Genomic DNA, 19,776 nt, shown 5'->3' on the forward strand with positions numbered 1-19,776 from the left:
TTCCCTACTCCCGTCACAGGAAATCCGTTCGCCATGTCATTGCTCAAGCGCTTCGGCGCCGCCGCCCGTTTCCTCGCCGTTGCCGTGCTGCTTGCCGGAAGCGCCACCGCTCATGCCGCCGATGCCGATGCCGAGCGCGTCGCGCATGCGGTCGAGCGCCTGCGCGTCGCGATGCTCGACAGCAACGGCGCCGCGCTGCGCACGCTCATCGAGGACGATCTCACCTACGGCCACTCGTCCGGCCAGTTGCAGGACCGCGCCGCATTCCTGAAGACGCTCGACGGCACGCACGCGTTCCAGTCGATCGCACTGTCGGGCCAGACGGTGACGGTGAACGGCGACAGCGCATGGGTGCGCCATACGTTCGATTCCGTCAACAACCTGCCGGAAGGCAAGACGAGCACCGCGCATATCGGCGTGCTGCAGGTGTGGAAGCGGCATCCGGACGGATGGCGGCTGTTCGCGCGGCAAGCATATTTACTGCCGAAGGAGTGACGGCGCGATCCTGGGGCATCGTGCAGCGCGGTCGCACTGCCCCGATCCCGTGCGCTCCGTCGCGCGTCACGCTACAACGCCATCCCGCCGTCGATCGTCAGGCTCGAGCCCGTCATGTATCCCGATTCGGCGCTCGCGAGCCACGCCACCAGCGAGGCAATCTCGTCCGGGCTGCCGGCCCGCCGCAGCGGAATCAGCGGGCGAATCTGGTCGAGGTGATCGGCCGTCATGTCGGTCTCGACCGGCCCCGGCTGCACGTTGTTGATCGTGATCCCGCGCGGGGCGAGATCGACGGCGATACCCTTGACCATCACGGCCACCGCGGCCTTCGTCATCGAATAGACGCTCGACCCCGGATGCCCGCTGCGCGCGGCCGTATTGCTGCCGATCGTGACGATCCGGCCGCCGTGCGTCAGCTGCGCGGCGCCGGCCTGGATGGCCAGGAACACGCCCCGCACGTTGATCGCCAACATCCGGTCGAGATCGTCGACGCCGACCTCGGCCACGTCGCCCAGCTTCAGGATGCCCGCATTGACCACGACGACGTCGAGCCGCCCGAAGCGCCCGACTGCCTGCGCGACGGCCTGGCGGATCTCGTCCACGTTCGCGCTGTCGGCCCGGATGGGCAGCGCAACCCGCCCGCTCGCTTCGATCGCGGCTGCGGTTTCCTGCGCGCGCTCGGGCGCCGAGACGTAGGTGAACGCGACATCCGCGCCGTCGGCCGCGAGCCGCCGGGCGATGGCGGCGCCGATTCCGCGCGACCCGCCGAATACGATCGCGGCCTTGCGTGCGCCGCCGGAAATGTCCGTCATGATTCGCTCCTTTATGGACTAATCAGTCAATAACTTACCCAAAAAAACGCCGGCAGCCGTGCCGGCGCGTTGTCTTGCGACTATCGGTATCAGCGCGCCCGGAGGCGGTTGGCCGCGAATTCCGCGGTCGTGCGCAACGCCTGCAGCTTCGACCCGGCACGTGCGCCGAGTTGGATACCCTGCATCGTCGTCAGGATGAAACTCGCGGCCTCGCGCGCATCGATCGCGCGGTCGATCTCGCCCGCGTCCTGCCCTTCGCGGATGCGCGCGACGACCTGCTTGTGCAGCATCGCACCCGCTTTCTCGCGCAGCTCGGCCAGCTCGGGATCGGCCGTGCCGAACTCGCAGATCGCATTGACGCCCATGCAACCCAGCACGCGCTCGGCCGCGTTGCCGGCGATCACGCCCAGCAGCAGCGCCTCGATACCCGCGATCGCGGACGCCGGCGCCGTCAGACGTGCGACGTGGCCCGACACGCTTTCCGCCTGGTAACGTTCGAGCGCTTCGACGTACAGACTGCGCTTGTCGCCGAACGCGTTGTAGAGGCTCTGCCTGCCGATCTGCATCGCACTCAGCAGGTCGTCAGTGGACGTCGTGGCATAGCCCTTCTCCCAGAACACGCGCAACGCGCGCTCCAGTGCCTCGTCCCGATCGAATTCACGTGGTCTCACCATCGCCACAGAATAGGCGTTATGGACAGATCAGTCAATAAATCGATATCGCTCCATCCCCATTTCGTCCGTGCCCGTGTCAGGCACGGAGCCCGCCCAAGCGCTAAAATCCGCCGCCTGGGCATCCACGACGAGCAAGCGTTTTGACGGCGTTCGAGCAGGGCTTCATCCTTACCCGCCACTGGCGGGACACCGCATCCGGCATCGAGATCGAGTTCTGGCTGGCAACCGAACACGGTCCGCGCCGCGTGCGGTTGCGCCCGCAGGAAGCCGTCGCATTCATCCCGGCCGAGCAGCAGGCGCTTGCCGAACGCACCCTGGCCGGCGAGCGCGACGCCGAGTTGCGCCCGCTCGCACTGCGCGATTTCAGCCAGCGCCCGATCGTCGGCCTCTATTGCAAGCGCTACCGCCATCTGTCCGGGCTCCAGAAGCGGCTCGCCGCTGCGGGCGTCGACGTCTACGAAGCCGACGTGCAACCGCCCGACCGCTACGCGATGGAGCGCTTCATCACCGCATGCGTCGAGTTTCGCGGCCAGCCCGGCCGCGACGGCACGCTGACCGGCGGCGAGCTGAAGCCCGCAACCGGTTACCGCCCCGCGCTGCGCTGCGTGTCGCTCGACATCGAAACCAGCGTCCACGGCGAGTTGTACTCGATCGCGCTCGAAGGCTGCGGGCAGCGCCAGGTCTACATGCTCGGCCCGCCGAACGGCGACGATAGCGGCAGCGCCGGCACCCTGGACTTCAACCTCGACTACTGCGACTGCCGACCCGCGATGCTCGCGCGGCTGAACGACTGGTTCGACGAACACGATCCCGACGCCGTGATCGGCTGGAACCTCGTGCAGTTCGACCTGCGCATCCTGCACGCGCACGCGGAGCAATACGGCGTGCCGCTGAAGCTCGGGCGTGGCGGCAGCGTGCTCGACTGGCGCGCGCACGGCCAGCAGCCCGACCACTTCTTCGCGGGCGCGGCCGGCCGGCTGATCCTCGACGGCATCGACATGCTGAAATCCGCGACGTGGACGTTTCCGTCGTTCAGCCTCGAATACGTGTCGCAGTCGCTGCTCGGCGAAGGCAAGTCGATCGACAATCCGTACCAGCGGATGGACGAGATCCAGCGCCGCTTCGATCGCGACAAGCCCGCGCTCGCGCGCTACAACCTGAAGGATTGCGAGCTCGTCACGCGCATCTTCGACAAGGCCGACCTGCTGTCCTTCGCACTCGAACGCGCAAGCGTCACGGGGCTCGCCGCGGATCGCACCGGCGGCTCGGTCGCGGCGTTCACGCATCTGTACCTGCCGCGCATGCACCGGCTCGGCTATGTCGCGCCGAACCTCGGCGACGTGACGGGGCAGAACAGCCCCGGCGGCTTCGTGATGGATTCGCGCCCCGGGCTGTACGACTCAGTGCTCGTGTTCGACTACAAGAGCCTCTATCCGTCGATCATCCGCACGTTCCTGATCGATCCGGTCGGCCTCATCGAGGGGCTCGCGCACCCCGGCGACGATGCATCGGTGCCCGGTTTCCTCGGTGCGCGCTTCTCGCGCACCGCGCACTGCCTGCCCGATATCGTGCGACGCGTGTCGGAAGGCCGCGACGATGCGAAGCGCCAGCGCAACGCGCCGCTGTCGCAGGCGCTGAAAATCATCATGAATTCGTTCTACGGCGTGCTCGGCTCGACGGGTTGCCGCTTCTTCGACCCGCGCCTCGCGTCGTCGATCACGATGCGCGGCCACGAAATCATGCATCGCACGCGCGAATTGATCGAAGCTCAGGGATACGAAGTGATCTACGGCGATACCGATTCGACGTTCGTGTGGCTCGGCCGCGCGCATGACGACGACGAAGCCGGCGCCAAGGGCCGCGCCCTCGTCGAGCACGTGAACCGCTGGTGGCACGCGCACCTGCGCGACCAGTTCGGGCTCGACAGCGCGCTGGAGTTGCAATACGAGCGGCATTACCGCCGCTTTCTGATGCCGACCGTGCGCGGCGCGGAAGAAGGCAGCAAGAAGCGCTATGCGGGCCTCGCGGCGACGGCCGACGGCGGCGAGGATCTTGTGTTCAAGGGACTCGAGACGGTACGCACCGACTGGACGCCGCTCGCGCAGCAGTTCCAGCGCGAGTTGTACCGGCGCGTGTTCAGGCGCGAGCCTTACCAGGATTTCATTCGCGATTACGTGCAGCGCACGCTGGCCGGCGAATTCGACGAGCAGCTCGTCTACCGCAAGCGCGTGCGCCGGCCGCTGCGCGAATACGAGCGCAACGTACCGCCACACGTGCGCGCGGCGCGCATCGCCGACGAGTTCAACCTCGCGCAGGGCCGGCCGCTGCAGTACCAGCGCGGCGGCTGGATCAGCTACGTGATGACGACGGCCGGCCCCGAGCCCCTCGAGACGATGCGCTCGCCGATCGACTATGCGTTCTATCTGAGCCGCCAGCTTCAGCCTGTCGCCGATGCGATCCTGCCGTTCCTGCGCGACGATTTCGAACGCGTGATCTCCGGGCAAGGACAGTTGTTCTGAGGCCGACGGCACGGCGACATCATGCTCGTCGGTTCCGTCATACGGCTGCGCTCGCAACCGATTTGCGCCTCGCTCTCGTCGAACCGATCATCCGCACGATCGGCATTTACACGTGCCCGCCGGTCGAGCAATAAGTAAAACCGATCGACCCGGTCGGAAATCCGACTTGGACGCCGCGGGCGCCGCAGCGCACAATTTCGCACATCGCAATTGAATGAAACCCTGATCCTTCGTACCCGAGTTTTCGTGGCCCCCGCGCTCGCGGATGTGTGTCGCCATGCACTTGAATAAAAAGGAAAAGGCGCGGACTCCGTGCTTGAAATGCCTGCAACAAACCTCCTTTCCGTGCGATCCCCCGTTCCCGCACGCTTCGCTCTCCTCCGCCACGGCGCATGCCGCAAACCGGCGCTGCACGACATGACGTGCGGCACGCCGCCTCCCACGCCGTAACGCAGTCGCAGCAATACATTCCGCCTGTCTCGCCCAAGGAAACCGACGTGTCGCAAGCCACCGCCGCGCCGCTACGGCCGCGCGATCCATTCTCCATCGATCCGAGAAAACTCCTTTTCTCGATCACCACTTTTATCGCAGCCGCGCTCGTGCTGCTGATCTCGTTTACCGTCAGCTTTCCGCGTCCGTGGTGGGCGCTGCTCACGGTTTACGTGACCGCGCAGCCGATGGCCGGCGCGTTTCGCCCGAAGACGATCTACCGGCTCGCGGGCATCGCCGCGGGGGCGGCGGTGACGGTTGTGGCCGCACCCAATCTGCAGAACTCGCCGGCCCTGCTGGTGCTGTGCCTCGCGCTGTGGATCGGCTTCTGTATCTATCTCGCGGTGCTCGATCGCACGCCGCGCGCGTTCCTGTTCCAGATGGCCGCATTCAGTTCGGCCGTGATCTGCTTCCCGTATCTCGACGACCCGACCAACATCTTCATCACCGCGGTGTCGCGCGTCGAGGAAATGACGGTGGCGATCCTGTGCGTGACGATCACGCACATGCTGCTGAAGCCCGCGAACAGCCGGCCCGCGATTCACGAGCGCGCGCTGTCGTTTCTCGGCGATGCGTGCCGCTGGACGGCCGACGCGTTCGGCACACACCACACGCGACTCGAACACGAGCATCGCCGCAAGCTCGCGGCCGACGTCACCGAGCTCGGGATGATCGCGACGGCGCTGCCGTTCGACCAGCGCTTCGCGCTCGCGACGCGCGACACGGTCACCGCGCTGCAGCACCGTCTCGCCGCGTTGCTGTCGATCGCGTCGGCCGCCGCGAACCGGCTCGACCAGCTGCGCGCGCTGAACGCGGTCGATGCGGAAACCACCGCGCTGATCGATGCGGTGATCGACGACCTGCACGCGTCGCAGGAAGTCGGCGACGTGCTCGACGTCGGCCTCGCCGCGCGCTGCCGCGCGCTGGCGGCCGAGCGCCTCATCGATCCGGCCTGGGCGTCGCTGCTCGCCGCGAACCTGTTCGACCGCACCGCCGATTTCATCGACACGCTGCATGCGGCACGCGGGCTCGTGCGCACCTTCGCGGAAAGCGACGCCGAACTCGAGCGCCACCTGCCGCCCATCGACGGCACACGCCGCTTCCAGCTCGCGCGCGATCACGGTCTCGCGCTGCTCGCCGGCGCCGCGACGACCACCGCGATCATCCTCTACTGCGCGGTGTGGATCCTGCTCACCTGGCCGAACGGTTCGGCGACCGCCGCGTTCGCCGCGCTCGTCACCTGCTCGTTCGCGGCGCAGGACGATCCCGCGCCGATGATCGGCCGCTATCTGGTATCGACGCTCGTCACCTTTCCGCTCGCCGCGCTGTACCTGTTCGTGATCCTGCCGCGTGTCGACGGCGCCGGGATGCTGATCCTGACGCTCGCACCGGCCTTTATCTGGATGGGCTACATCCAGGCCGATCCCGCGCGCACCGCTCGCGCGCTCCCGATGTTCTCCTGCTTCATCGTCGCCATGGGTTTTCTCGATCGTTTCCAGGCCGACTTCGCGCTGTTCCTCAATACGGGACTCGCACAGGTCGGCGGCATCGTCACGACGCTGGTCGTGACCAAACTCTTCCGCTCGGCCAGCACACGCTGGACCGCCTACCGGATCGTGCGGCAGAACTGGGCCGATCTCGCGCGGATGGCCGATCCGCACCGGCCGCTCGACGCACCCACGTGGACCGCGCGGGCGGTCGACCGGCTCGGCCAGGTCGCCGCGCGCATGGCTTTCGCGAATCCGGGCGATGCGTTGCATGCGGTGGACGGGCTGAGCGACCTGCGCATCGGCCGCAACATCATCCAGGTGCGTGAAGGCCTCGACAGAGGCGATGCCCACACGCGCGACGCAATCGAGGCCGCGCTCGAGGAAGTGTCGACGCTGTATCGCGCCCGCGCCGATGCACATCATCCGATCCCGGCCACGGCATCGCTGATGCGCGCGCTGAACCGCGCGATCGGCGCGGCCGCACGCAATACCACCGGCCGCGACGATGCCACGCTGCTCGCGCTGGTCGGGATGCGCTGCAACCTGTTCCCGCATGTGCAACTCGTCGAAGAAACGACGCGATGATCGAAGAAATCCACATTTTCGGCATCTACATGCCGTCCGCGCTCGCCTGGGCCGTCGTCGCGCTGGCCGCCACGTTCATGCTGCGCGGCGTGCTGCTGCGCCTGCCGCTGCGCGTGCTGCTGTGGCAACCCGCGCTGCTCGAGCTGGCGACTTTCTTCCTGCTGTGGTGGGGCATCGCCCGTCTCGCCGACGCCTATTTCCCGTATCGCCTTCTCTCCTGAACATGAAGCGAATCATCCCCCTGTTGCGCACCGTGCTGACGGTCGCGATCATTCTCGGCATCCTCGGCGCGATCTACGGGCTGTGGATCCGCTACCAGATCGAACCGCTCACGCGCGACGGCAAGGTGCGCGCGGACGTGGTGCCGATCGCGCCCGACGTCAGCGGCCTCGTCACCGACGTGCGCGTGCACGACAACCAGAAAGTGACGAAAGGTCAGGTCCTGCTCGTGATCGATCCGTCGCGTTATCGGATCGCGCTCGAACAGGCCGACGCGAACGTCGCGAGCGAGCAGGCCGAACTCGACGAAGCGATTCGCGAGGACCGCCGCAATCGCGCGATGCCGGACGTGGTCGCCGAGGAATCGACCCAGCAGGGCACGACACGCGTCGAGAAGCTGCACGCGGCGCTCGCCCAGGCCCGCTCCGCACGCAACCTCGCCGCACTGAACCTCGAACGCACCCTCGTGCGCGCACCGATCGACGGCACGGTGACCAACGTCGGGCTGTTGCCCGGCGTCTACCTGAACGCCGGCAAGGGCGCGATGGCGCTGGTGAACGACGCGTCGCTGCGCGCCGAGGGCTACTTCGAGGAAACCAAGCTGCCGGCGATTCACGTCGGCGATCCGGCCAGCATCTATCTAATGGGCGTCGCGAGCGAGATCCGCGGCCACGTGCAGAGCATTGCCGGCGGCGTCGAGGACCGCGAGCGCGCGGGCGGCGATGCGCAGCTCGCGAACGTGAACCCGGCGTTCACGTGGGTACGGCTCGCGCAGCGCATCCCGGTGCGGGTCGCGATCGATTCGGTGCCGCCCGGCGTGCGGCTCGTGCCGGGGCAGACCGCGTCGGTCGAGATTCATGCGCGCGCCGGCGACGTCACGGTGCGCCGGAGCCTGCCATGGTGAGCCTGCGTACGACCGCCATCGCCGCGCTGTGCATTGCGCTCTGCGCGTGCGCGGAGGTCGGGCCCGACTATCGCGTTCCGTCGGACGCACTCGTGAACGCACCGGCCGCCAACGGGACGTTCGTTGCGAGCGCATCGGTCGCGACGAACGATCCGCTGCCCGATCACTGGTGGCGCCTCTACGCCGACCCTGTGCTCGACGGCCTCGTCGAAAGGGCGCTGGCGAGCAACGTCGACCTGCGCGCCGCGCAGGCGAATCTCGAACGCAGCAACGCGCTGCTCGCGGCGACGCGCACCGCGCGCGAGCCGAGCGTCGGGGTCGACGCGTCGACCTACTACACGCAGCAGTCCGCGGCGTCGGTGCTCTCGCATGTCGAGCCGCCGCGCCACGAGATCTACAACATCGGGCTCACGATGAGTTACGACCTCGACCTGTTCGGCGGGATCCGGCGCGGGATCGAGGCGGCGTCCGCCGACAACGAGGCCGTCGCCGCCGCGCGCGATCTCGTGCGTGTGAACATCGCCGCGGAAGTCGCCCGCGCATATTCGGACCTGTGCAACGCCGGCAACCGGATCGATGTGCTGCAGCGCGCGATCGCGGTCCAGCAGCAGCGCCTCGCGCTGACGCGCCAGCTGATCGCGAACGGCCGTGCGCCCACGTTCGAGCAGCAGCGCGACCGGGGCGGCATCGAGAACAGCCGCGCGCAGCTCGCGCCGCTGAAGGCGCGTCGACTGAACGCGGCGTTCCGTCTCGCCACGCTGACCGGGCAGCCGCCGGAAAACTACGATCGCGCGCTGCTGTCGTGCCGCGCGCCGCTCGAACTGTCGAAGCCGATTCCGTCCGGCGACGGGCGCGCGCTGCTGAAGCGCCGTCCGGACGTGCGCGCAGCCGAGCGCCGGCTCGCCGCGTCGACGGCACGCATCGGCGTCGAAACGGCCGAACTGTATCCGGACATCAAGCTCGGCGCGAGCATCGGTTCGACGGGCGGCGCCGCCGCCTTCTTCACGCCGCTGACGAATCGCTTCGCGGTCGGCCCCATGGTGACGTGGGATCTGCATCGCAGCGCGATCCGCGATCGCATCGAAGCCGCGCGGGCCGACAGCCACGCGAGTCTCGCGCATTTCGACGCCACCGTGCTCACCGCGCTGCGCGAAACCGAGACGTCGCTCAACACTTACGCGGGTGCGCTCGACCGGTTGCAACGCCTCGAGGCGTCGCGCGACGCCGCACGCGACGTGATGGAGCGGACCGAAGAACTGCGCCGCGGCGGCCGGGTCGGCGGGCTCGCGGTGCTCGACGCCGAGCGCACGTGGCTTGCCGCCGAAACAGCCGTCGCGGCCGCGCGGCAGGATGTGAACGACGACCAGATCGCGACCTTCCTCGCACTCGGAGGCGGCTGGCAATGAGCGCCCCCGACGACCTGATCATCGAACGGCCGGCAATGCCCGACGCGGGCCGGCACGCCGGCGCCGCGGCCGGGCACCTGCCCGCCGGAACGGCCGACCCGCGCGACAACGCCGCCGAACGCCACGCGTCGCCCCGAACCGCCGCGCCGCAACCGGCGCATAATGTCGCGATGCCCGACCCACGCGACCAGCGACTCAATCCGCGGAAGATGAAGTTCACCCAACGTAGCCCCCTGCTTCGCAACATCAGCTATCTGCTGGCGATCGACGAGCACCGCAATTTCACACGGGCCGCCGAAGCCCTCAGCGTGTCGCAATCGGCGCTGTCGCAGAAGGTGCGCCAGCTCGAGGACGAGCTCGGCGCGCAGCTGTTCGACCGCAGCGGGCGCATGGTCCAGCTCACCGATTTCGGCAGCGTCTACCTCGAATACGCGCGCCGCGCGCACAACGACCTGCTCACCGCGCAGCGCGCGCTGCACGACGTGCACGACCTGTCGCGCGGGCAACTGCGGATCGGCTTTACGCCGACCTTCACCGAATATCTCGTCGCACCCGTGATCGAGCAGTTTCACGAGCGCTATCCGGGCATCGTCATCGAGATCACCGAGATGTCGCTCGATGCGGTCGAGACCGCGCTGGGCGACGATCAGGTGGACCTCGCGTTTGGTTTCGTCGACGTCCGCTCCGACGAAATCGAGGCCGAGGCGCTGTTTCCCGAACAACTGATGCTCGTAGTCGGCCGCACGCATCCGCTGACCGCGCAGCGCGAACCCGTCACGCCGACGCAGCTCGCCGACACGCCGCTCGCCCTGCTGACGACGAGCTTCGTGTCGCGCTTCTATGTCGACAGCTATTTCCAGTCGTACGACATGCAGCCCGACGTCGCCTTGCAGGCGAATTCGATCAGCGCGGTGCTGAAGATCGTGAGCCGCGGCAAGATCGCGACGATTCTGCCCGGCACGATCGAGTTCGAGCATCGCGACCTGCAGTACGTGCCGCTCGATCCGCCGTTTCCGGTGCGCACGGTCGCATTGCTCCGCCGCAAGAGCGCCTATCGCACCGTCGCATCGACGGCGTTCGCGGCGCTGGTGCGCGAGATGCTCGAACACGGCAGCCTGTCGTCGCTGCGCACGTTGACGGTACGCGGTCAGTCGTAATGCCCGCTGCGTCGCCCACCGGACGGTAGGCGTTCCGCTCGAACAGTCAGGCCGGTTCGATGCCGCGCCCCTATGGCGGGCGCAACCCCTGAGCATGTCCGGGTTCATGCATCACTATTTTATTTCGCATTCCATATTTATTGATTCATCGAATACCCGCGCAATTAGCCGACGAATGATCGATTTGCCTTATCGACCACATCGGAAATTCGCCTTGGACACGATCAGGGTTTTCCTTCATCCTTTCGTTATCGATTCCTGGTGAATCGGTCGCGCCGAATCCCGGCGTCGAGGGCCCGGCGCCCATGTCGCACGATCCTTCCGCAATACGCCGACACACTCGACAAGAAGAATCCGACACAGGCCCCGGCCATCGGCAAGACGACTCGACCAAACCGGCATACCGAATCGAGCTGGCAATAAACCACGTTTTTCTTATCGGAATCCTAAATGTCTAGTTCTTTCATTACCTCTGTCGCAGCCACCCTCATCGCGCTCTCCGGCGTCACCGCCACCGTCGGCGCATACGCACAACAACAGCCGGCAGCCGCCGTCCAGCCGCAATCGAGCGCGGCCGGCACCACGCAACTCGCCGCGCGCTCGAACGACGGCGGCGGCGTGCGCTCGGACGTCGCGCCGAAGATCGCGGTTCCGCTTCGCCAAGCGCCGGCCCGCACCCCGGCCGCACCGGCCGCCGACTGCGTCGGCCCCGCGAGCTTCTGCAACGTCTACTTCGGCAGCTGATACCGCCTTCTCCAACGCCCCTTCCAGGAACCGTCGTGAACCATCTGTTCAGTGCGATGCGGGTCTTTCTCAAGGTTGCCGACACGCACCATTTCTCCCACGCCGCTCACCAGCTGAATCTTTCGCCGTCGCTGGTCACGCGCTACGTCGGCGATCTCGAATCGCATCTGGGCGTGAAGCTGCTGCACCGCTCGACGCGCAGGACGATGCTGACCGAAGTCGGCGTCCGCTATGCGGAAGGATGCCGCGCGCTGCTGACGGATCTTTCCGAAATCGAATCGCGCGCCACGCAGGAGTCGAACCGCATCCGCGGCGACCTGAATGTCGTCGTGCTGCACAGCCTGATGTCGACGGAGCTGGCCGGACTGCTCGCCGAATACCAGTCGCGCCACCCGGACGTGTCGCTGCACGTCACGCTGACCGAATCGGAAATCGATCTGCTCGGCGGCGGATTCGACGCCGGCATCGTCGCAAACACGATGATCACGTCGGTGTCCGTCGTCTCGCGCACGCTGATGCAAGCGCCGCTGGTGGCCGTCGCGTCGCCCGGCTACCTGCTCGGCGCGACGGTGCCGCGACGGCCGGCCGATCTCGACGGCCACCGGATCGTCGGTCTCGCGGCGGCCGCGAGAACCTGCCGGTGGGCCAGCCCGGACGGCACGCTCGACGCGATCCAGGTCGATGCGCCGATCACCGTGAACAGCACGTTGATGCAGCGCCAGCTCGCGCTGGCCGGCAGCGGCATCGCACTGCTGCCCGAATACGCGGTCGCGAACGACCTGCGCATCGGGACGCTGACGCACGTGCTCGGCGACTACCGGATCGTCAACGACGGCGTGACCGTATCGCTCGTGTATCCGGGTCGCGAATTCCTGCCGGGCAAGGTACGCGCGTTCGTCGATCTCGTCGCCGAACGGTTCAGGCTGCCGTCCATGACCATGCCGCGCGCAGGCGCCGCGGCCAACGCGAGGGCCGCCGTCGCGGCCGCTGCCGATGCGTGAACCGCGCCGTCGTGCGTCGTCACTCTCGCTCATTCTGGAACACAGCTCGCCAGGATTTGCCGTATATCCGCTCGATCCGGGTTCCTAAACTTGTCACGTCGGTTCAGCTCATCGCATTCGCGCCGAACCGCGACGAAACCTTCTGAGGAAATCGTGAAATCCATCATCGTTACCATCGCCACCGTCACCGCTACCGCCATCGTGCTTCTCGCTCAACCAACCGCGTCGTACGCGCAGTCGTCGCACTCGACGCTCACACGCGCGCAAGTGCGCCAGGAACTGTTCGACCTGGAATCCGTCGGCTACGATCCGGCAGCTGGCGACGGCGACAACTATCCTGACGACATCGTCGCCGCGCAAGAGCGGCTGGCCGCGAAGCGCCTCGCGGAACACAAGGGGAGTGAAGCCGCTTACGGTTCGGCCGGCGCGCCGGGTACGTCCTCCGGCGCGCCGGCTGTTGCGGCAGTGAAGCGGTAACGCGACGTCGATCGGCGCGCCGAGGGCGGCTTCCCGAGTCCCCCTCTCGCCGCCTGACGCGGTGGATGCCGCCGGCACGACGGCATCCTTCGGCCTCGCTGTCGGCGGCCCCGGTTTCGCCGCACGCCCCATCCGACCGGCCGCGGCATTCTCCCTGATCTTCCCTGTCCCGACCTCGCGTCGCCGTTCCCCGGCCCGCGCCGCACCGCCTTTCCCCGCACATCTTCCCGCGCCGCCCCGCACCTGCCCCGGGGAAAACCCGACCACCTCACAGGACAACTTCTCGTTGACACGGCGATTTTTGCCCTTCTAATATGCACACAACGCTGCACACAATAAAACACACATAGATGTGTATCAGATAGCTCCGACATGCGGGTTTACCCATATCCAGTGAGGACACCATGAATCGACTGTCTCGTTTCTCCCGTCAAATCGCCGCGTGCACCGTGGCAGCGGCATCGCTGTTCGCCGCCACTGCATCGCATGCCGCCGGGCCCGACGCATGGGCCGGCGTGAAGAAGGCCGGCGTACTGCGCTGCGGTGCCGCGGTCGCGCCGCCGTACGTGATGCGCGACCCGAAGACGGGTGCGTACAGCGGCTTCTTCTCGGATCTGTGCCGCGATTTCGGGCAGAACGTGCTGAAGGTCAAGGTCGAGTTCGTCGATACGAGCTGGGACAACATCGTGGCCGGCCTGCAGTCGGACAAGTGGGACCTGTCGCTCGCGCTGAACGACACGCCCGAGCGCGAAAAGGCCGTCGCCTTCTCCGCGCCGGCGACCGACTACAACGTCTCGTTCGTCTACAACAAGAACAACCCGAGGATTCCGAAGAATCTCCGCTCGGTCGCCGACATCGACAAGCCGGGCGTCACGGTCGCGGTGATGTCGGGCACGTCGCAGGACAAGGCGATTTCCGCCGAGCTGAAGCAGGCGCGGATCATGCGGCTGCCCGGCAACGACGAAACGCGCCTGTCGCTGATCTCGAAGCGTGCCGACCTGCTCGCCGACGCCAACATCACCAACATGCTGCTGACGGAAGCGCACCCGGACTGGGCGGCCAGCTTCAACCCGACGCCGCCGCTCGCGCAGCAGGAAGTGGCGTTCGGCCTGCGCAAGGACACGCCGAAGGCCGACCTCGACGTCCTCAACGGCTATCTCGCACAGCAGGTCAAGTCCGGCGCCGTGAATCGGCTCATCAAGACTTCCGTACAAGCGATGCTGACCCCGGGCAAGTAAGCGCCGGCCGCGCAGACGAGCCCGCCGGATCGTCGAACGGCCCTCGATTTTCAGATTCGCACTTTGCGCGCCGACGTCGGGCGCCGCTGGAGAGACAGTCATGTTGTCGCCTCAAACGACGGCCGTCAGGTCGGCCATGCATCCCCTTTCGACGACGCGCTGCGCTGCGTCCGCCGCGGCAGGCGATTTCGTCCGGCTGCACGACGTGCACAAGTCGTACGGTCCGAACCTCGTCGTCATGGACGGCATGAGCCTCGACATGCGCGCCGACGACCGGCTCGTCATCATCGGCCCGAGCGGCAGCGGCAAGAGCTCGCTGCTGCGCGTGATGATGGGGCTGGAAGGCATCCAGCGCGGCGAGATCGCGTTCCAGGGCGCGCCGTATATCCGCGGCGGCGACGCGCGCGGCGGGTGGCGCATCGACGCGAAGCTGCAGAAGCAGGTCGGCATGGTGTTCCAGCACTACACGCTGTTTCCGCACCTGTCGGTGCTGGGCAACCTGATCCTCGCGCCCGTCAGGGTCGGCGGGCTGTCGAAAGCCGAGGCCACCGAGCGCGCGCGCACGTATCTCGCGCGCCTGGGCCTCGAAAGCAAGCTGCACGCGTATCCGAGCCAGCTGTCGGGCGGCCAGAAGCAGCGCGTGGCGATCGCGCGCGCGCTGATGCTCGAACCGAAGCTGATGCTGTTCGACGAAGTGACGTCCGCGCTCGATCCGGAAATGGTCGTCGAAGTGCAGAACGTGATGCTGCAGCTCGCCGAGCAGAAGATGGCGATGATCATCGTCACGCACGACATGCACTTCGCGCGCGACATCGCGACACGCGTGGTGTTCTGCGCGAACGGCAAGATCGTCGAGGAAGGCGCGCCGGCTGACATCTTCAAGTGTCCGAAGGAAGCACGCACGCGGGAATTCCTCGAGAAAGTCCTGCATCTCGACTGAGGCCGAAGCCATGAACTACCACTTCGATTTCAGTTTCCTCGCGGGCAGCATCGGGGCACTGCTCGACGGACTGAAAGTCACCGTCGTGCTGGCCGTCGCCGCGAACGCGATGGGCCTCGTGCTCGGTTTCGTGCTGTGCCTGCTCGCGATGAGCCGCTGGGCGGTCGTGCGCTGGCCGGCCCGGCTCTTCATCGAATTCTTCCGCTGCACGCCGGCGCTGCTGCAGATCATCTGGTTCTTCTACTGCATCCCGATGATGGTCGACGTGTTCATCGATCCGATCGCGATGGGCGTGCTCGCGCTCGGCCTGAACCTGACCGCCTTCAACGCGGAGGCATATCGCGCCGGCGTGCAGGCCGTGCCGAAGGAACATCTCGATGCCGCGGTGGCGCTCGGCCTGCGGCCGTGGCAACGCACGATCTTCGTCGTGCTGCCGCAGGCGCTGCGCAGCGCGATGCCCGTGCTGCTGACGAACGGCATCGGCAGCCTGCAGCAGAGCGCGCTGGTGGCGATCGTCGCGGTGGCCGACCTGATGTATGTCGCGAAAAGCCTCGCGACCGAGGCATACCGGCCGCTCGAAACGTATTCGGTGGTCGCGCTCGTGTATTTCGCGCTGTCGCTGCCGATCGCGAAACTCGTCCATGTCGTCGAGCGCCGGCAGGACGCCGCCGTCCAGCGCTGAGGAGCCCGTCGTGAATCTCGATTTTTCCGTCGTCTGGCCCTACTGGCTCGTGCTCGCGAAAGGCCTCGGGCTGACGCTCGCCTTCACCGCGACATGCGCGATCGTCGGCAGCCTGCTCGGTTTCGTGCTGAGCCTGCTGCGGATGTCGCCGTCGCGCTGGCTTCGCGGGCCGGTTGTGGCCTTCGTCGAATTCTTCCGCGGCACGCCGCTGCTGATCCAGCTGTTCTGGGTGTTCTTCTGCTTCCCGGTCGTGCTGCGGCTGCCGATCCCGCCGTACCTGTCGGTGCTGATCTCGCTGACGCTCTACATGGCCGCGATCACGAGCGAGACGTTTCGCGGCTCGCTGAAGTCGATCGCGGGCGAACAGCACGACGCGTGCATCGCGCTCAGCCTGTCGCCGCACGTGAAGATCGTCTACGTGATCTTTCCGCAGGCGCTGCTGCGCGCGATTCCGCCGCTGCTGTCGAACGTCGTGAGCCTGTTCAAGGAGAGCGCGCTCATTTCGTCGGTGGGGATCGCCGACCTGATGTTCGTCGGACAGAACGTGTCGAACAGCACGGCACGGCCCGTCGAATTTCTCACCACCGTGGCCGTCATCTATTTCCTCGTCGCCTTTCCGCTGACCCGCCTGGTCGGCGTAGTGGAGTCCAGGATGCTCAGGCGCTATGCCTACTAACTCTCGTCAAGCCGGAGAAATCTCATGCAACTGAAAGGCATTCTGCCCGCACTCGTCACGCCGTTCGACGCATCGGGCGCGGTCGATCACGACACGCTCGCCTCGATCCTCGAGTTTCAGCTCGCCGCGGGCGTCAGCGGCTTCGTGCCGCTCGGTTCGACGGGCGAGTATTACGCGCTCACGAACGAAGAGCGCCGCGCGGTGATGAAGACCGTGCGCGAAGTGGTCGGCAACCGCGGCGCGCTGGTCGCGGGCGCGAACGGCTCGTCGACGCGCGAAGTGATCGAGCAGGTCCGCCAGGCGCGCGATGCCGGCTACACGAACATCCTGATCGCGCCGCCGTACTACGCGCTGCCGTCGCAGGAAGAACTGATCGGGCACTACGACGCCATCCTCGCCGCGGTGACCGACGTGAACGTGATCCTGTACAACTATCCGGTACGCACGAACGTCGAGGTCGGCTTCGGCGTGCTCGACGCGTTCAAGGATCACCCGCGCGTGATCGGCATCAAGGAAAGCAGCGGCAACCTGCTGCGCGCGATCGAGATCGGCGGCAAGTACCGCGAGCACTATCAGCTGTCGTGCGGCTCGGACGACCAGGCGCTCGACTTCTTCCTGTGGGGCGCGACGAGCTGGATCTGCGGGCCCGCGAACTGCTTCGCGAAGCAGGTCGTGAGCTTCTACGACAAATTCTCGTCCGGCGACATCGCAGGCGCGCAGAATGTGATGCGCTCGCTGTTCCCGGTGATGGCGAGCATGGAAGCGGGCAAGTTTATCCAGAAGGTCAAGTACGGCTGCGAACTGGCCGGCTTCAAGGTCGGCAACGCGCGCATGCCGCTGCAGCCGCTGACCGACCAGGAAAAGGCGGAGTTCCGCGCGATCTTCGAAGCGTCCCAGGCGTGATGCGCACACGTACCGGCGCCGCGCGGCGCCGGTACGCCGACCGAGGAAACCTGAACATGACGATGCACAGCTTCACCTGTATCGAAGGCCATACCGAAGGGATGCCGGTGCGCATGGTGATCGACGGCGCGCCGGCGCTGCAGGGCGCGACGATGAATGCGCGCCGCGAGGAATTCGTCGCGCATCACGACTGGGTTCGCCGCACGCTGATGCTGGAGCCGCGCGGCCACGCCCACATGTCGGGCACGATTTTCTACCCGCCCGTCAGCGACAACGCCGATTTCAGCCTGCTGTTCATCGAGACGTCGGGCTGCCTGCCGATGTGCGGCCATGCGACGATCGGCTCGATCGCGTTTGCGATCGAGGAGCGCCTCGTCGCGCCGAAGCAGCCGGGAACGGTCACCGTCGACGTGCCGGCCGGGCAGATCGTCGCGCGCTACGAGATGGACGGCGAGCGCGTGACGTCGGTGCGCTTCACCAACGTGCCGAGCTTCCTGCTCGCGCGCGACGTCGAGATCGCCATTCCGGCGCTCGGCACGCTTGCCGTCGATATCGCGTACGGCGGCAACTTCTATCCGATCGTCGAGGTTCAGCCGAACTTCCCCGGTTGCGAGCACTTCACGCCGGACGAACTGCTGGCGTGGGGCCGCGACGTGCAGCGCGCGGTGAACAACGCGATCGACGTCGTGCATCCCGACCATCCGGCCATTCGCGGCGTCCGGCACTGCATGTGGACGGGCAAGCCGCTCGCCGGCGACGCGCACGGCCGCGCCGTGGTGATCGCCGGCGACAGCCTGATCGACCGTTCGCCGTGCGGCACCGGCAGTTCGGCACGCGTCGCGCAGCGCTTCGCGCGCGGCTGGCTGAAGGCCGGCGACGCGTATTGCCACGAGAGCCTGATCGGCAGCCGCTTCATCGGCCGCGTGGAATCGGTCACGCGCCTCGACAGCGGGCTCGACGCCGTGCGGCCGAGCATCGAAGGACGCGCGTGGGTCACCGGGCGCGCGCAGTATCGCGTCGATTCGTCCCAGCCCTATGCGCACGGGTTCAGCCTGCAGGAGTTCGTCAATTGAACGCGATTGCGCAACGACACGCACCCGTGTCGCCCGGCGCGGCACGCGATGAAACGGCCGTCGTGATCGGCGGCGGGATCGTCGGCGTATGCTGCGCGCTCTATCTGCAGCGCGACGGCCATGCCGTCACGCTGATCGACCCGGCCGCCCCCGGCGACAGCACCGCGAAATGGAGCTGCGGGCAGATGGCGGTCAGCGAGGTCATCCCGCTGTCGAAGCCGGGCATCCTGATGAAGGTGCCGCGCTGGCTGATGGATCAGAAGGGGCCGCTTGCACTGCGGCCCGGCGCGCTGCCCGGCATCCTGCCGTGGTTTTTCCGGTTCGTCGCGTCGGCCCGTCACGCGAAGATCGTGTCGATCGCGCAGGCCATGGCCACGCTGACGCACGACGTCTATCCCGACTATGCGCCGCTGCTCGATGCGTGCGGCGACAGCGCGCTGCTGGGCCAGCGGCCGGTGCTCGAGGTGTTCGACGATCCGGCCGGCATCACGAGCGAGCAGCCGCATCTCGACTTGCGGCAGTCGCTGGGATTCCAGTCGCAACGGCTGACGGCCGCCGACATCGGCGATCTCGAACCCACGCTGGCCGGCCGGTTCCGGCACGGGCTACTGTTTCCGGACTGGCGCGCGGTGAACGATACCGAAGGCTTCATCGCGGCACTGACGGCCAGCTTCGAAGCACAAGGCGGGCGCCGCATCCGGGCGAACGCCACGCGCATCGACGAGGCATCCGGGCGCGCGACGGGCGTGACGCTCGCCGGCGGCGAGCGCATTGCGGCCGATCACGTGGTGGTCGCGGCCGGCACCGGTTCGCGGCCATTCTTCAGCCAGCTCGGCGTGCACGTTCCGCTGGAAGGCATCGCCGGCTACCAGGCGCTGCTCGCCGACCCGGGCGTCGAATTTCGCCACTCCGTGATCTACGCGGACGGCGGCTTCTGCTTCACCCCGATGACGCGCGGCCTGCAGATCGGCGGCACCATTGAATTCGCGGGCCGCCATGCGCAGCCGAATTTCCGGCGCGCGGACATCATCCTGGAAAAAGCCCGGCGCATCCTGCCCGAGCTGCAGACCGCGCGCGTCGAATACGGCGTCGGCTACCGGCCGTTCCTGCCCGATACCAAACCGGTGATCGACCGTTCGCGGCGCCTGCCCAACACGTACATGGCATTCGGCCACGGCCAGCTCGGCCTCACGCTCGGCGCGACGACCGGCCGCCTGATCGGCGACCTCGTTGCCGGCCGGCCGACGCGGCAGGACCTGTCGCCGTTCAGCGCCTATCGCTTCGCCTGACCT

At 67.0% G+C, this 19,776-nt stretch carries 19 protein-coding genes; 17 read left to right on the forward strand and 2 right to left on the reverse strand.

From position 1 onward, the window contains the following. Window positions 1–33: 33 nt before the first annotated feature. The gene (locus HWX09_RS13320; protein WP_027781920.1) at window positions 34–495 is read left to right on the forward strand and encodes a nuclear transport factor 2 family protein; all 462 of its coding nucleotides are present in this window, start codon (window positions 34–36) and stop codon (window positions 493–495) included. A gap of 71 nt (window positions 496–566) precedes the next feature. On the opposite strand, the gene HWX09_RS13325 is transcribed toward HWX09_RS13320, so the two are convergent. Beyond that, window positions 567–1,307, reverse strand: a complete 741-nt coding sequence (locus tag HWX09_RS13325) for an SDR family oxidoreductase (RefSeq protein ID WP_027781919.1) — start codon at window positions 1,305–1,307, stop codon at window positions 567–569. An 89-nt stretch (window positions 1,308–1,396) separates the two neighbouring features. Further along, complete coding sequence (locus HWX09_RS13330; RefSeq protein ID WP_027781918.1) at window positions 1,397–1,981, reverse strand: TetR/AcrR family transcriptional regulator; 585 nt, start codon at window positions 1,979–1,981, stop codon at window positions 1,397–1,399. A 140-nt stretch (window positions 1,982–2,121) separates the two neighbouring features. Here HWX09_RS13330 and HWX09_RS13335 point away from each other — a divergent pair, with 140 nt between their 5' ends. From HWX09_RS13335 to HWX09_RS13410, 16 genes are all read left to right on the forward strand, one after another. Further along, the gene (locus tag HWX09_RS13335) at window positions 2,122–4,500 is read left to right on the forward strand and encodes a DNA polymerase II (RefSeq protein WP_027781917.1); all 2,379 of its coding nucleotides are present in this window, start codon (window positions 2,122–2,124) and stop codon (window positions 4,498–4,500) included. 497 nt (window positions 4,501–4,997) lie between these two features. Then, window positions 4,998–7,064, forward strand: a complete 2,067-nt coding sequence (locus HWX09_RS13340) for an FUSC family protein (RefSeq protein ID WP_027781916.1) — start codon at window positions 4,998–5,000, stop codon at window positions 7,062–7,064. Then, the gene (locus tag HWX09_RS13345; RefSeq protein ID WP_027781915.1) at window positions 7,061–7,285 is read left to right on the forward strand and encodes a DUF1656 domain-containing protein; all 225 of its coding nucleotides are present in this window, start codon (window positions 7,061–7,063) and stop codon (window positions 7,283–7,285) included. The genes HWX09_RS13340 and HWX09_RS13345 overlap by 4 nt, the downstream gene beginning before the upstream one ends. 2 nt (window positions 7,286–7,287) lie before the next feature. Further along, complete coding sequence (locus HWX09_RS13350; RefSeq protein ID WP_027781914.1) at window positions 7,288–8,187, forward strand: efflux RND transporter periplasmic adaptor subunit; 900 nt, start codon at window positions 7,288–7,290, stop codon at window positions 8,185–8,187. After that, a complete protein-coding gene (locus HWX09_RS13355; protein ID WP_027781913.1) occupies window positions 8,181–9,593 on the forward strand; it encodes an efflux transporter outer membrane subunit in 1,413 nt (470 codons plus the stop codon). The genes HWX09_RS13350 and HWX09_RS13355 overlap by 7 nt, the downstream gene beginning before the upstream one ends. Before the next feature lie 209 nt (window positions 9,594–9,802). Further along, entirely contained in the window at window positions 9,803–10,750 is a 948-nt protein-coding gene (gene cynR / locus HWX09_RS13360) for a transcriptional regulator CynR (RefSeq protein WP_027781912.1), read from the forward strand. 450 nt (window positions 10,751–11,200) lie between these two features. Next, window positions 11,201–11,494, forward strand: coding sequence for a hypothetical protein (locus HWX09_RS13365; RefSeq protein ID WP_034185251.1), 294 nt, complete (start codon window positions 11,201–11,203; stop codon window positions 11,492–11,494). Window positions 11,495–11,529: 35 nt separating this feature from the next. Then, window positions 11,530–12,495 carry a LysR family transcriptional regulator gene (locus HWX09_RS13370; RefSeq protein WP_027781910.1) on the forward strand — a complete coding sequence of 322 codons (966 nt, stop codon included), beginning with the start codon at window positions 11,530–11,532 and terminating at the stop codon, window positions 12,493–12,495. A 153-nt stretch (window positions 12,496–12,648) separates the two neighbouring features. Further along, the gene (locus tag HWX09_RS13375; RefSeq protein ID WP_027781909.1) at window positions 12,649–12,972 is read left to right on the forward strand and encodes a DUF4148 domain-containing protein; all 324 of its coding nucleotides are present in this window, start codon (window positions 12,649–12,651) and stop codon (window positions 12,970–12,972) included. A 404-nt stretch (window positions 12,973–13,376) separates the two neighbouring features. Further along, the gene (locus HWX09_RS13380) at window positions 13,377–14,210 is read left to right on the forward strand and encodes a transporter substrate-binding domain-containing protein (RefSeq protein WP_027781908.1); all 834 of its coding nucleotides are present in this window, start codon (window positions 13,377–13,379) and stop codon (window positions 14,208–14,210) included. A 100-nt stretch (window positions 14,211–14,310) separates the two neighbouring features. Next, window positions 14,311–15,150, forward strand: coding sequence for an amino acid ABC transporter ATP-binding protein (locus HWX09_RS13385; RefSeq protein ID WP_034185250.1), 840 nt, complete (start codon window positions 14,311–14,313; stop codon window positions 15,148–15,150). Window positions 15,151–15,160: 10 nt separating this feature from the next. Further along, window positions 15,161–15,832 carry an amino acid ABC transporter permease gene (locus tag HWX09_RS13390; protein WP_027781906.1) on the forward strand — a complete coding sequence of 224 codons (672 nt, stop codon included), beginning with the start codon at window positions 15,161–15,163 and terminating at the stop codon, window positions 15,830–15,832. 10 nt (window positions 15,833–15,842) lie between these two features. Beyond that, window positions 15,843–16,508: an amino acid ABC transporter permease gene (locus HWX09_RS13395; RefSeq protein ID WP_027781905.1), complete on the forward strand. Its 666-nt coding sequence runs from the start codon at window positions 15,843–15,845 to the stop codon at window positions 16,506–16,508. 24 nt (window positions 16,509–16,532) lie between these two features. Continuing rightward, on the forward strand, window positions 16,533–17,411 hold the full coding sequence (locus HWX09_RS13400; protein ID WP_027781904.1) for a dihydrodipicolinate synthase family protein: 879 nt from the start codon (window positions 16,533–16,535) through the stop codon (window positions 17,409–17,411). Between the two features lie 56 nt (window positions 17,412–17,467). After that, on the forward strand, window positions 17,468–18,484 hold the full coding sequence (locus HWX09_RS13405) for a 4-hydroxyproline epimerase (protein WP_027781903.1): 1,017 nt from the start codon (window positions 17,468–17,470) through the stop codon (window positions 18,482–18,484). Beyond that, complete coding sequence (locus tag HWX09_RS13410) at window positions 18,481–19,773, forward strand: FAD-dependent oxidoreductase (protein ID WP_175888581.1); 1,293 nt, start codon at window positions 18,481–18,483, stop codon at window positions 19,771–19,773. The genes HWX09_RS13405 and HWX09_RS13410 overlap by 4 nt, the downstream gene beginning before the upstream one ends. Window positions 19,774–19,776 lie beyond the last annotated feature (3 nt).

The sequence above is a fragment of the Burkholderia sp. BCC1208 genome (genome assembly GCF_902833095.1).
Taxonomy (GTDB): Bacteria; Pseudomonadota; Gammaproteobacteria; order Burkholderiales; family Burkholderiaceae; genus Burkholderia.